This is a genomic window from Sphingobium ummariense RL-3 (assembly GCF_000447205.1).
GTDB lineage: Bacteria > Pseudomonadota > Alphaproteobacteria > Sphingomonadales > Sphingomonadaceae > Sphingobium > Sphingobium ummariense.
This window is the reverse complement of the sequence record NZ_AUWY01000122.1, coordinates 24945-36620: the sequence shown is the minus strand read 5'-3', so window position 1 is coordinate 36620 and position 11676 is coordinate 24945. Positions and strand designations below refer to the sequence as shown.

Genomic DNA, 11676 nt, shown 5'->3' with positions numbered 1-11676 from the left:
ACGGGACGCTGGCAGGTCGCGCCTGCGTCGCCATGGTCGGCGCGCGCAACGCCTCCGCGGCGGCTTGTCGCTTCGCGCGGATGCTGGCGCAGGACCTGGGCGAGCGCGGCGCGGTGGTCGTGTCGGGGCTGGCGCGCGGGATCGACACCGCGGCGCATCAGGGATCGATCGGCAGCGGGACCATCGCGGTGATCGCCAGCGGGATCGACATCGCCTTTCCGCCGGAAAATGCGGAACTGCAGGAACGGATCGCGGGCGAGGGCCTGCTGGTCACCGAGCATCCGCCTGGTATTCAACCACTCGCCAGGCATTTTCCGGCGCGCAACCGGATCATCGCGGGGCTCGCCGTCGGGACGGTGGTGGTGGAGGCGGCGCCCAAGTCCGGGTCGCTCATCACCGCGCGGCTGGCGGCGGAAGCGGGGCGCGAGGTGATGGCGGTGCCCGGATCGCCGCTCGACCCGCGCGCGCAGGGCTGCAACGAGTTGATGCAAGCGTCAACAGTTGCACATACGAAAAAAGCGCAGTTTTCTGCGCTTTCTCATTTACGGCTTCGGCTGCCAAGAACGATATCGTTCGGGCGTCTGCAACTCAGTCTCGTGAATTGAAACCGTAATTTGCAATGGCCGGTAAAGTGTCGAGTCCAGCCCCGCGTCGTGAGCCTTTTCGATCATAGCTTTTGCGGCTGCGATAGCACTGGTCGATTGATAGAGGTTCTCGTCGGCATTAAAGCGATCAATCAACGCTTTAAGCTCTTCGAAGGTGGCGGCCTGTTCAGGCTGGATGAAGATAGGACTGGTCATGCTGGTTAGATCGGTAGCGCAACAATCGTTGTCAATACGCCAATTTCAGTCCCTAAGCCTGCGGATGATCCTTTTCCACTTATCCTCGCTGCTCATCCAATCGGGGCGATCCGGTTGGCGAGGCGTGGGAGCAAATCGTTCAGGATGGCTCCGACAGCGCGAGCAGCGCAGATGCGATCCGACGATTTCCATGTCGGTGTTCCAGCGCCGCATGAGATAGAACCGATTGAGTTTTTCTGCATCGAGAACTCCTGAGTGGCCACATTTGCAGATGATGAAGAGATTTGCCTGTCGCCGGGCGTAGTCGCCGAGGTTTCTCAGCGTCGTGTTGGCTCCCACGTCAAAGTGTGAAGGTCATTTGTCGAGCATCGGGCATGGTCGGTTGTCGCTCCCACGCAGCAAGTATGCTCTGCGCCAATTCCAGCGCCGCGTTCTCGCGCAGGCGCTCGTTCGGCGCGGTCAAAGCTACCCTAGCCCATCCGGGCGCGCTTAGGAGGCTCTGAGCGAGCCATAGAGAATCAGGCTGTGTCATGCTCCGAATGAGAACATATAGAGAACGATTCGGCAAGGTGGTTCCGACGGGTGATGTCAGCGCAGTGCCGAAATGATCTCCGCTGAAACGAGATTAATCCGGCCGGTGAGCTTCAATCGCAATGTCCAGCAGCGCCAGCGCATCGATTATTTTGCGGGCCAATGGGCAGTCAATGTCGTTGCTCAGAAGCGCGGTAGCGTCGTTGAGCATCATAGCCTTGGCGGCTTCTGGCTCTATCGGAGTGGCGGTCAACTCGATCATAGGGCACCGCCTTTCGCGAAAACGAACAGGCCGCTATCGTGAAAAGCGGTTGGGTCTGGCTGAGAAGGGATTGCGCCAAGCTGTAGAGCGCGGGCATCTGTCCATGTGCCGCGATGCTTTTCGATGAAGGCAACTGGGTCCAGAAACTCTCGATCGAGGTCGTTCAGGACGATCTTGGGAGTCGAGCAAACGCCGACGAACGGTGCGAATAGAAAGGTCGAGGAAAAGTCACCGCGCGTATGATCGCCGACGCCAAGCTGCTCAGAGAGCAAGGCGGCGATGCGGGTGTAGTCTCTCGGGCTGGTGATCGGCTCTGCGAGGGGGAATGCGATTACGAGGCGTTCTTCCGGGCGCTTGGTGTTAATCTCGTCCTGAGCATGGATGACATAATGGGCGTAGCGGCATTCATCGAGCGCAGCCATGAGGGCGGCACGGCAGACATATGGATATTCCAGCATGATCGCCGTCATTTCCTGAATCTCGGCCTTAAGATGGTTCCGTTTGTATCGGGCGAAGGACCAGTAGAATCCGCCATGTTGGGCTTGGTGCTTGATCTCCTCGGCTATCGCGTGGCCCATGCTTTCGAGCGTGTCGTTATAGACGGCTGCGGTATAGCTATGTTTGACGAGTGCCCTTCTCGTTCGCAGTTTGAATAGGCTGATGGTCAGCGTTGGGTTGTCCATTCCGATCTCTCCAATCAATTGGTAGTGTGTCTGCTATCAATGATAGTTATCAGATTCGTGTAGAATGGATCGGTTAATGGTAGGCGGCTGTGGATTCTGACAGGATCTAGAGTTTAGATCGTGCTAATGGCGATTGCAGAATGTGCGGCATAAAATCGTTTTTGTAAAAATGTCGAGACTATCAAATCAGGTGTTGACATTGCTATCTGGCGCGATAGACAGTGGCCCATCGAGATCATCCGCAAGCGTCATTGTCGGATGGGCCTGTCCCCTTAAAGAAGCATCAAGGTGCTCTTGCTTTCGGGGTAATCAGTCCGGGGCTTTCAGCCATCACCCGATTGATTGCCTGCGTTAGTAGCGCAACGATAGCACGCTGGACACGAAACGGAAGTTCCACTCGCGCGGTGGAATGGAAGGGCCGCCAGAGCAACAAGACTGGCACGTTAACTTCGGTGCGTGCCCCTGCTGGCAACCCGCCTCGGTCGGAACCTGAAAACCAACGCTCAGGCGTGGTGGGTTCCGTATGTCCAGTCTTGCGATCTCCCCACAGCGTCTGCGCGTTTGCCACGAAAGGGCAAACCGTGACCAATTCTCTCGATCTCCACACCGCCGACACCTCGCTTAATGCGCTGAGCAGCGCCGCACTTTCTGACCAGCAAGCGATTGCGCGCGATATGGTGGCATTGTTCACCGACGAGCAGAGTGCCCGCGAACGTCGCGGCCTCATCACGCTTCGTGTCTGGAAATTCCTCGCCGCCAACGGGATCGCAAATGTGAAGCGTCATGCTGAGGATGGCGGCTACGCATCCAATTCGACCAATTCCCTCCACATCCCCGTTCAGTTTGCGCTCGGCATCAACATCACGCTCAGTGGCACTGCGGCTGAAAAGAAGGACCGCACCAACAAGGTCGCGCCCTTCATGAAGTCCGTGGACTACATGAACCGGGTCAGGGACGAGCATGACTTTGAAGCCATGTCGGACGCCGATTTCCTCAAGCTCTATTTGGGGCAATTCGGGCAGCAGGCCGGTATGGCTGCGAAGTTGGCGGCGCTCGTCCGCCCCGTGCCAGAGGAGACCGCGGAGCCTGAGGCAATCACCATCATTAGCAGCGCGCTTGAGAGCGCCAGCGCCGTGAAGGTCAAGGGGGCGACTATCCCCGGCATCCTCCCCAGTGCGTCAATGCTCTGTGTCGCCCATTTTGACGGCACGAACACCATTTTCCTTCCATGCCCGAATGCCGCCCCGTCGGTTGTCGCAGAGATGACCGAGTATCGTTCGACGGGCATGGAGGATGCTTCGGCCACGGCGCTGTTCTGGCATCAGGCGATGACGGTCGGGCCAGCCATCATTCCCGACATTGAGCGCAGCAGCGAGCCAAAGCGGGCGCTGGCACCGGACGACAAGCTGAACCCGTCAACCGAGGTTCTTGCGGCCTATGCGGTTTACCTGCTCGACGGCAGCAACTTGTCGGTAGCGAACGCCCGCATGGACGATACCCGCGTCCTGACTATCGAGCCGAATTGTGACGTAGATACCAAGGCAAACAGCCGCCTGCCGCGCTTCATGGACAAGAAGACCCGCAATACGATGTTGGGGCGCCTGGCTAAGCCAGCACTCTGCGCGGGCTATGGCGGCAAGGACGGTATCTCGTCCGTCAGCAATGACGACCGCATCCGTGTGAGGTTCGCCCACAAGAGCAAGTCTGCGCTCAACGGACAGTTGGCTTTCCCCAAGTTGACAGAATTCGGCAAGAACTGGACGCACAAGGTCAGCAAGGCCTTCAGGCCTGCCGCAAGGGCTTTGCTCGGCGCTGAATCTCTGGCCAAGCTGAAGACCGACCATCTGGCGGTGCTCGTGAAAAAGCAGGCCAAGGAGCGGCAGGTCACGGTGACGATTTCTGACGGCACGTTCGGGATCAAACATGGTGACGGACAAATTGTTTCGCTGCTTGCTGACACGACTGGAAAGGTCGAGGTGCGAGTGATGTCGAGCGACCTGTTGGCTTCACTGCCCGCGTTGCTCTCGCTTGAGGGCGACCTGTCAGTGGAGGTCGACCCAGAGGGCATGTTGGCGCTGGCTGTTACGACGGCGGTGGCGACCTTCCGCGTTCATATCCAGACGCTCGAAAAGGGTCGGGACACGCGAAGCCGTAAGCTGCTGGAACGGGTGCAGGCGTTGCCCAAGCTGGTGAAGGATTCCGCCGTCACAGACGCCGCACCCACCGACGCCTTGGCCGCCTGATCCTGTTGTCCCGCGATGGTTCTGCCGTCGCGGGGCACCACCCCGGAGCATCATCATGATTATCGACTATCGTGCGCGCCAACAGGGCCGCGCCATCTATCTCATCGCGGGTCAAAAGGCGACCCACACCATGCCGCTCAAGACCTCTTCGCAGGTGCGCGATGGGAACCTGCCGGCCTGTATATCGACCCCGGCCGATCTGGATTTTCTCGATCCCGCGAACCCGTTCTTTGTGACCGACCGCGCTTTGTTGAGCTACGGTCAGTTCATCGGCGGCAGCACTCCCAAGGGCATCTTCCAGCATACTCGTCCTGGCGTCACGATCCTTGGCGACAGCGGTGGCTTCCAGCTCATCAGCAATGCTTCACTCTGGCAGGGCAACGCCACCCGCGCCCAAGCCCTCACTTGGCTTGAGGCAAATACCAACGAGGCGATGACGCTCGACATTCCCACCATGGCCATCGCGAAGGGTAATCCCCTTTTCCCCACATTTGATGACTGCTTGAACACGACGCTCGCCAACAATGCCTTCTTCCAGCGGCATCGCACCGGGCAGACGCGGTTCTTGTCGGTCGTGCAGGGGCGGGACCGTAAGGAAGCAGTCGCATGGCTCAACGCCATCATGGCCCATCCGTTCGACGGCTGGGCGGTGGGTGGCGACATGCGGGACAATTATGTCTGGCTGGTCGAACTGCTCGTCCGCCTTCGCGCTGCTGGCCTCATGGGCGATCGCAATCGGCTTCACGTTCTGGGGTGTAGCACACTCACCCATGCCGTCATGCTGTCCGCGATCCAGAAGTCCTTTCGTGAACTGCCGGGGGAGGCCGGTTTCCTAATCACCTTCGACACGTCCAACCCTTCACAGCAGATGGCGTTTGGAAGGCTTGTTGGACGGCCGCGTATAACCAAGGATCGCGGCACCGTGCCCGGTGACTTCGTGATGACCAGTTACCAGACGCCGACCCATACGGATCATTCGCCGTCTGATCCCCGAAGCCTACCCATCAAGAGCAGTCGGATCAGCGAACGGCTGACCATTGGCGAACTCTGCGCTTACCCTAATCCGGGAAAAAGCAGCGCGTGGGATACGTTCGCGGAGGCGATCATCGTCCATCACAATCTCGATGCGACGTTGGCGGCGATTGATGAGGCCAATTCCATCTTGGAGATGCCGAGCGTGTTCGCCCAGCAGATTGCGCCGACGCGGATTATCCGTGCCTACGAAGTGCTGCGCTCGATTTTCCAACAGCCTGATCCCGTGAGCTACGCCCGTAGCTATGCCAAGTTGTTCCTCACCTTGTGAGGCGCACCGATGCTCAGGATTGCGGCGCATCCATTGGCGCAACTCGATCCTGAGTAGGGGCCGTAGGATCGGGAAGGCAAGCGTTCACGCCCGTCCGGCCTACGGCTCCACCCCCGCCAGCCACCGTCATCAAACCACAGATCGAACCCAACGGTGGCGTTCGACGAAAGGAAGATCATATGGTTTCGTTTTCTACCCCTACTGGCCGCCCTTTTATGATGGTGGAGATCACTGACGACCAGACACCGCAGGGCTGGCATTGGGGCGAGGGAGTGCCGGGCCTTTTGCCCGGTCTATCTTTGCTGCCGGTCAGGCTAATCGGTCAGGCCTTCGATACTTCGCTAACCGCCGAGGTCGTGAACGAAGAGGATATCCCGCTAGCTGGGGGCATCTTGGGTGTGATGAACCGACGTATTCAGCAGGGGAAGAAAACTATGTGGGCGCTTGATAGCGTCAACGGCGAACTTCGCTTAGGGATTTACCTACCCACCGACGATGCCGTGGATGCGTTCGAGCGCGCCCTGAGCAAATTGAAGGAATGGGATGGCACCCGTTGTTCGCGAAGATCGCGGCTGTTTATTTGATAGGCAAATCGAAGGGACTAAACATGCCCCTCGGAATTTGGCTCGGATGATAAATAGAAGTGAACGGTGGCCTGAAACGCTGTTCAAGCGTTTCATCCATCGGCTAACAAGCAACGTGATAGAGACCCGCTTAGTGCTTCAGGCCCACTAAGCGGGTCTTTCTTTTGATCTGCGAAAATGCGCGAAACCAAGTAGCGTAGGCCTACTAATTTGTAGAAGAACCCTAACCCGGAATTAGACGGGCGGATGAGCTGGTAGGCGGCGACTGGATTGGCGGCTGATGCACCCTGCGGGACAGTCAGCGAGGACGGATGGAAGCGTCCCTGAAACGACCATGCACCAGTATAAAGAAGAGCCCAAACCGGAGTTAGCTCTGGCCCGTCGCTGGCCAACTAACACGAGTTCAGGATGCCAATTGGATGGTGCCCTGAACCGACCGCTCTAGCCCGACAGGGCTGGGATTGCTCATTTCAATGACCGACAACGAACCCCGGTGCAGCACAAGCTGCATGAGATCCAATGCGTGAACGAAAGCCGCAGGCAGAACCGTTCCCTATAATCCCTCCGCTACATGGACGTAGGACTGCTGGCTTACCGCTGGCGGTTCATTGATGTTGTCTATGTAGCGGGGGGATCAATGCGTTCACTTCCGCTCGAGGCAGTTCATCACAATCGCTCATCGCTCTTGTTCCGACCATAGGTCTTCAAACCAGTTCACGAAGTGCGATACATCAAGCGATTATCCGAACGAGGAGCGACAGCCCGCAGTTCGAGATAATCGTGCCGATGTAGGACGTAGCGCAGCGGAGCAAGCTATCGTCCTCCATGATCCACGGGAAATGCGCTCAGCGCGATTGCTTCGCCATCTGCTTGTCATTCGCCGACAAACCCCTCAATCAGCACCATAGGATAAGGCCATCCCGCAAAGGAGGAAATCGAGTTGAGCATACCTGACCTGTCCTCTTGGCCGTCCTCTGCCGCGAAGGAGTTGCGGTCTGTTGCGGATTTGGTTGCTGCGTCAGAAGCGCCAACGCCGTTGGGGAAGGTGACATTGCGATTCTCGGACCTTCGCGCCCATGGCGAGGAAGCGATCAGCAATTTGACAGCTACCGACGCAATTGATCGTGATCGGTGCATCTACGTCATCTCTGTTGGTGAAGACGTAGATCGGCAGAAGCTGATTGCGGCATATTCGGAAGCGCGGTCCAAGGGCGTATTGAAGCTGCCTCAGGACAACAAAATCACGTCCGCTACGCTGTATGTCGGCAGTTCCTTCGCTACCCAGAAGCGGAAGGGCACTTTGCGGACCCGCCTGCGCCAGCATCTATTGTCCGCGCCGAAGGGCACATATGCCTTGTCGCTGGCGCAATGGGCGACTGGCATCGATGGGAGTTTGACTGTTCAGGCGTGGCAGTTTCCGCCAGCCGCCGATGACGGCATGTCCAGACTGGTCGTCTTGGGGGTAGAGGATTGGCTGTCCCGTGAATTGCAGCCAATGCTGGGGCGCAAAGGTATCCGCAACTAAGTCGGCTCAGATAGCTTCCAGCCTTTGGACGTCAAGCAGGTCGAATTCGCCTCTGACGCCCTGAACACGGACCCGCTTGCCGATCAGCTTGCGGGCTTTCCACCAGAGCCAAAAACCCACGGCCAGACGCCACCGACCAGCTTCATCGCGACGAAGAATAAGCTGACCATCTTGTTCGTTGAGCCAGCCGGATTCGTCGTGGTTCGATCCCATTGGCATCGTTGGGGTCCTGTCGTCCTCGCTATGCCTCCCGGCGATAAACTAACCAGCCCGCAGAGAATAGCAGCACGAGGGCAAGTGGCCAGCCAAAGTCAGGCGCGTAGGCAAGCAACAGACCTGCGATGACAATGGCGAGAACTCCGACAACCAAAAGCAAGGTAAGCGATACGGTTCGGTTCAGCGTCTTAATATGAGAGCCGTGGCGAGATTCTGGGATCGGGTAACGGTCGTTCCGCGTTCTGACTGACACGTCGTTGAAGCCGACGCCCAGACGGTTCGCTTTTCGCCGTTGATACCGCATTGAACCCCTTGTTCGCGGATGAACGCCATTATCCCATAGATATGCGGTGGTGTATGCGCCGACGAGCAGCATTGCGATCAAACCGACGATTGCCATGGTGCCGCAATAGCCTTTGCGGGTTAGCGATAGATTACAGTCTGGGTAGTTTTGGGAGGCGAGGTTCAGCGGCGGCTGGCTTTCATCCATTTGTAGAATTTATAGCTGCCCTCCACAATTCGCATCCCGGTCCAGATGACGGTTAGGACGAGCGCGATGGAAGGCAGAACATCCATGGTCGCGCCAATCACGACGCTCAGGCTGATCGCATCCCCCACGTTCTTGATGTCATCCACCATTACAAGCCGCCCGCTACGGCTTCCGCGACCGCCAGCAAGAGGGTGGCAGCACCAGCCGACAGGCCAATACGGACCAGCATTTTGATCGCAACGGCAATGGCCGCACTCCTGATACCGGGTGCATTCCAGATGATATTGCCCCATTTTTTGATATTCTGAACGACCCTCACATTCACGGCGACCACCCCATTTCTTGTTATTGCTGGCCCTTAGACAGCCGGGCCAGTGAGCTTGAAGCAATCGACGGTCATAGACGCCTGTAGTGGATCGCTTGTGCTGATGTTGAAGCCCACGCCGATCCTGTCTGGCCTTGCGCCGAACGCGTCGCCAATTGCGGTAGCGCCGACTTGGAGCCAGTTCTTGCCGCAATGGCTGACGTAGAATGTCAGCGTCGATCCCACGCATGATGCGCGGTAGAAGTCGGGCTGAGACTTGAACGCCTGAGCGGTGATCGAGCCGCCATATCCACCCGTCAGGCCCGTGAACTTGATGATGCCGAACGGCTGATACTCGTTCATCTGACCACAGATGATGTGGCGGTTCGTCGTGCTGTCCATGACCATCAAGCCACCCTTGCGGTAGTCGGAATCGTTCATGATGATCGGGGCACGGATCACGACATCCCAATCGAGAGCCTTGTTCGTCAGCGTCCTGTAGGCCACGCGGCTGATGTCGCCTGTCGCGCTCGCGCCACTCTTTACAAGCAGGCCAGCATCGGGGTCGTCGGTCAGAGATAGCTGGACGGCGTTGCCGCTCTGGAGCGTGAAGGTGCTGGCAAGCGGTGCATCGAAATACCAAGGCTTGCCGGTGCCACCGCCGCCACTCGATGGGGTAACCCAGCCGACCGCGTAGTTGGTGGCACTGCTCTTGGCCAAAACCTGCCCCGTCGCGCCGCCGGTCGGGATGCCGCTCAGCGTGACCCATGATGTATTGTAGTCGGTGCCATTGGTCTTGCGGAGAACTTGACCCGTCGAACCGCCAGCCGGAACACCAATGCCGTTTGCGCCGGTTGCGCCTGTGTCGCCCTTTGGGCCTGTCGCGCCAGCCGCACCGTCTGCACCCTTGGCCACACCGGCATCGATCACGTTGCCATCACTAAGAGTGACGAGGAGGTAGCCGGCGCCATTGATTGCCACGCTAACGACGCCAACGCCGTCCTGACCGGGTGTGCCTGAGCCACCTTCACCAACCGGGATGAACGCTTCCCAGATAGAGCCATTGCTCATTTCCAGCTTGAGCGTTCCATCCTCAAAATAGAAATCAGCGACATCGGTGCCAGCAGGACCGGGAGTGCCAGGCGCACCGGCTGGCCCGGTATCGCCCTTGTCACCCTTTGGACCCTGTGGACCGGGAATGGTGGAAGCTGCGCCGGTTGGGCCAGTCTCGCCCTGTGGTCCGCGTTCGCCGGTATCTCCCTTGGGACCGGGCACCATGGAAGCGGCACCGGCGGGGCCGGTTGCGCCCGTATCTCCTTTCGGACCTTGAGCGCCTGTAAGTCCGGTATCGCCGCGATCACCTTTGTCGCCCTTTGGACCTTGCGGACCAACTGGGCCGATAGGTCCAGCAATGGTGGAAGCCGCGCCCGTTTCACCTTTGTCACCCTTGGGGCCGATTTCCCCGGTTGGCCCGGTCGCACCTTGCGGGCCACGCTCGCCAGTGTCGCCTTTATCGCCTTTTGCGCCGGTCAGACCAATCGGACCGGCGGGACCAACCGGGCCGGTATTGCCGATGTCACCTTTATCGCCCTTGTCACCCTTCGGGCCAGCAGCGCCAACCGGACCAGCAGGACCAGCCACGCCCTGCGGGCCTTCTGGACCGACATCGCCCTGATCGCCTTTGTCACCCTTGGGGCCGGGAATGGCGACCAAGCCGCTATTCACGTCGATGATTTCAATTTCAGCCTGTGCGGCAAGTTCGGTAAGCCCGACTTCTTGTGCCATTAGTCCACCCTGACCGCTGTTACGGTTCCATATGCGATGCGCTGCAGATTGGTGTTGTCCCAAACAATCCAGAACTCGTAGTCCATCTCGCTATCGTCGCGAATGAAAGATAGCTGGCCATTGCGGATGAGGACGTGAACCGACTTGTCGGTGTCATTCCACGTCAGACCGTCTTCCAAACTGAGTAACAGCTTTCTGCGCTGATTTTGGGAAATGCTGAGATATGCTTCAACTGGAGTGCCAGTTGGGGATAGGCCATCAAGAGTGATGATCCAGACGGTGTTGAAAGACACCGCACCATCACTTGCGGGAGTGGCGTAGCTGATCGTGATTGGTTTATTAACTGCCACTCTAAGTGCCTCCCCATATCGTTTCCGATATTTAGCGGGAAGCCCGGATTACATTCATGAGTAAGAATTTGACTTGGTTCGGCCATCCAGATGAGCGGATTTATGACGAGCAGTTTCGTGCGCCAACTCAGCTCTTATCCGTCTGACGATCCGTGGCAGCTATCGTTCCTTGCGGCTTGTTTATGACCCCAGTGTCCGAGAACAACGACGAAGCCGAGCGCAGCCGCCGCTGAATAATACCAGATAATCTCGAAGTGTTTCGCACCGTAAGCCGTCGGCGTGACGGTCCATCCGAGAAGGAGTGTTGAAACTATAACTGCGTAGGCCACGGTCGGTAACGCCGCGATATACGGATGCTGAGCTATCATATTTCGGAACGGATAGATTGCTGGCGCACCTATCAACATCGATCCCGGCACTGTTCCAAAACAACTTATCATCCAAAGACCGGGGTAGAACAGCAAGTCGCTTAACGAAGGCGGCGGATATCGATAGTGCTCGCCCATCAAACGTCGAAGGGGATGCGCCGCAAACTCATCCCCGAAGAGCAGCGCGCTTCCCACCGTGCTGGCGAATAATGCGGCGAGGAAAGCCGTGCCC

The 11676-nt window shown here is 58.2% G+C and carries 15 protein-coding genes; 5 read left to right on the top strand and 10 right to left on the bottom strand.

Going from position 1 to position 11676, the window contains the following annotated elements; all coding sequences use genetic code 11:
* The coding region (locus tag M529_RS44285; protein WP_021319659.1) for a DNA-processing protein DprA at positions 1-605 on the top strand (605 nt) is incomplete at its 5' end.
* Here M529_RS44285 and M529_RS49845 read toward each other — a convergent pair.
* The 4 genes from M529_RS49845 to M529_RS44280 form a co-directional block, all read right to left on the bottom strand.
* On the bottom strand, positions 543-800 hold the full coding sequence (locus M529_RS49845; protein WP_161626378.1) for a hypothetical protein: 258 nt from the start codon (positions 798-800) through the stop codon (positions 543-545). The genes M529_RS44285 and M529_RS49845 overlap by 63 nt on opposite strands.
* A 340-nt stretch (positions 801-1140) precedes the next feature.
* On the bottom strand, positions 1141-1332 hold the full coding sequence (locus tag M529_RS50675; protein WP_084491312.1) for a DUF6771 family protein: 192 nt from the start codon (positions 1330-1332) through the stop codon (positions 1141-1143).
* Between the two features lie 93 nt (positions 1333-1425).
* Positions 1426-1593 carry a hypothetical protein gene (locus M529_RS49835; protein WP_021319658.1) on the bottom strand — a complete coding sequence of 56 codons (168 nt, stop codon included), beginning with the start codon at positions 1591-1593 and terminating at the stop codon, positions 1426-1428.
* Positions 1590-2276, bottom strand: a complete 687-nt coding sequence (locus tag M529_RS44280; RefSeq protein ID WP_021319657.1) for a hypothetical protein — start codon at positions 2274-2276, stop codon at positions 1590-1592. The genes M529_RS49835 and M529_RS44280 overlap by 4 nt, the downstream gene beginning before the upstream one ends.
* Positions 2277-2857: 581 nt before the next feature.
* Here M529_RS44280 and M529_RS44275 point away from each other — a divergent pair.
* The 4 genes from M529_RS44275 (at position 2858) to M529_RS44260 (ending at position 7931) form a co-directional block, all read left to right on the top strand.
* A complete protein-coding gene (locus M529_RS44275; protein WP_021319656.1) occupies positions 2858-4519 on the top strand; it encodes a hypothetical protein in 1662 nt (553 codons plus the stop codon).
* A gap of 55 nt (positions 4520-4574) precedes the next feature.
* Positions 4575-5822 carry a tRNA guanosine transglycosylase family protein gene (locus M529_RS44270; RefSeq protein WP_021319655.1) on the top strand — a complete coding sequence of 416 codons (1248 nt, stop codon included), beginning with the start codon at positions 4575-4577 and terminating at the stop codon, positions 5820-5822.
* A gap of 179 nt (positions 5823-6001) precedes the next feature.
* Positions 6002-6406, top strand: a complete 405-nt coding sequence (locus M529_RS44265; protein ID WP_021319654.1) for a hypothetical protein — start codon at positions 6002-6004, stop codon at positions 6404-6406.
* A 940-nt stretch (positions 6407-7346) separates the two neighbouring features.
* Positions 7347-7931 (top strand): hypothetical protein, encoded by a 585-nt coding sequence (locus M529_RS44260; RefSeq protein ID WP_021319653.1) that lies wholly within the window; start codon positions 7347-7349, stop codon positions 7929-7931.
* 6 nt (positions 7932-7937) lie between these two features.
* Here M529_RS44260 and M529_RS44255 read toward each other — a convergent pair whose 3' ends face one another.
* The 6 genes from M529_RS44255 to M529_RS49460 are packed head-to-tail and all read right to left on the bottom strand — an operon-like array spanning position 7938 to position 11076.
* A complete protein-coding gene (locus M529_RS44255) occupies positions 7938-8150 on the bottom strand; it encodes a DUF5818 domain-containing protein (protein ID WP_031295530.1) in 213 nt (70 codons plus the stop codon).
* A gap of 22 nt (positions 8151-8172) precedes the next feature.
* Complete coding sequence (locus M529_RS49465) at positions 8173-8637, bottom strand: hypothetical protein (protein WP_152522663.1); 465 nt, start codon at positions 8635-8637, stop codon at positions 8173-8175.
* Positions 8613-8786: a hypothetical protein gene (locus tag M529_RS49830; protein WP_021319651.1), complete on the bottom strand. Its 174-nt coding sequence runs from the start codon at positions 8784-8786 to the stop codon at positions 8613-8615. The genes M529_RS49465 and M529_RS49830 overlap by 25 nt, the downstream gene beginning before the upstream one ends.
* On the bottom strand, positions 8786-8962 hold the full coding sequence (locus tag M529_RS49825; RefSeq protein WP_161626376.1) for a hypothetical protein: 177 nt from the start codon (positions 8960-8962) through the stop codon (positions 8786-8788). Before M529_RS49825 ends, M529_RS49830 begins: the two co-directional genes overlap by 1 nt.
* A gap of 33 nt (positions 8963-8995) precedes the next feature.
* On the bottom strand, positions 8996-10726 hold the full coding sequence (locus M529_RS48675; RefSeq protein WP_021319649.1) for a collagen-like protein: 1731 nt from the start codon (positions 10724-10726) through the stop codon (positions 8996-8998).
* The gene (locus M529_RS49460) at positions 10726-11076 is read right to left on the bottom strand and encodes a hypothetical protein (protein WP_152522662.1); all 351 of its coding nucleotides are present in this window, start codon (positions 11074-11076) and stop codon (positions 10726-10728) included. The genes M529_RS48675 and M529_RS49460 overlap by 1 nt, the downstream gene beginning before the upstream one ends.
* Positions 11077-11676: the final 600 nt, after the last annotated feature.

What these genes read in the sequence shown, in the direction of transcription:
- M529_RS44280 (WP_021319657.1), bottom strand. Translation starts at nt 2,276, where the DNA reads ATGGACAACCCAACGCTGACCATCAGCCTATTCAAACTGCGAACGAGA.
- M529_RS49830 (WP_021319651.1), bottom strand. Translation starts at nt 8,786, where the DNA reads ATGGTGGATGACATCAAGAACGTGGGGGATGCGATCAGCCTGAGCGTC.
- M529_RS49465 (WP_152522663.1), bottom strand. Translation starts at nt 8,637, where the DNA reads ATGGATGAAAGCCAGCCGCCGCTGAACCTCGCCTCCCAAAACTACCCA.
- M529_RS44255 (WP_031295530.1), bottom strand. Translation starts at nt 8,150, where the DNA reads ATGCCAATGGGATCGAACCACGACGAATCCGGCTGGCTCAACGAACAA.
- M529_RS49835 (WP_021319658.1), bottom strand. Translation starts at nt 1,593, where the DNA reads ATGATCGAGTTGACCGCCACTCCGATAGAGCCAGAAGCCGCCAAGGCT.
- M529_RS44265 (WP_021319654.1), top strand. Translation starts at nt 6,002, where the DNA reads ATGGTTTCGTTTTCTACCCCTACTGGCCGCCCTTTTATGATGGTGGAG.
- M529_RS50675 (WP_084491312.1), bottom strand. Translation starts at nt 1,332, where the DNA reads ATGACACAGCCTGATTCTCTATGGCTCGCTCAGAGCCTCCTAAGCGCG.
- M529_RS44270 (WP_021319655.1), top strand. Translation starts at nt 4,575, where the DNA reads ATGATTATCGACTATCGTGCGCGCCAACAGGGCCGCGCCATCTATCTC.
- M529_RS48675 (WP_021319649.1), bottom strand. Translation starts at nt 10,726, where the DNA reads ATGGCACAAGAAGTCGGGCTTACCGAACTTGCCGCACAGGCTGAAATT.
- M529_RS49845 (WP_161626378.1), bottom strand. Translation starts at nt 800, where the DNA reads ATGACCAGTCCTATCTTCATCCAGCCTGAACAGGCCGCCACCTTCGAA.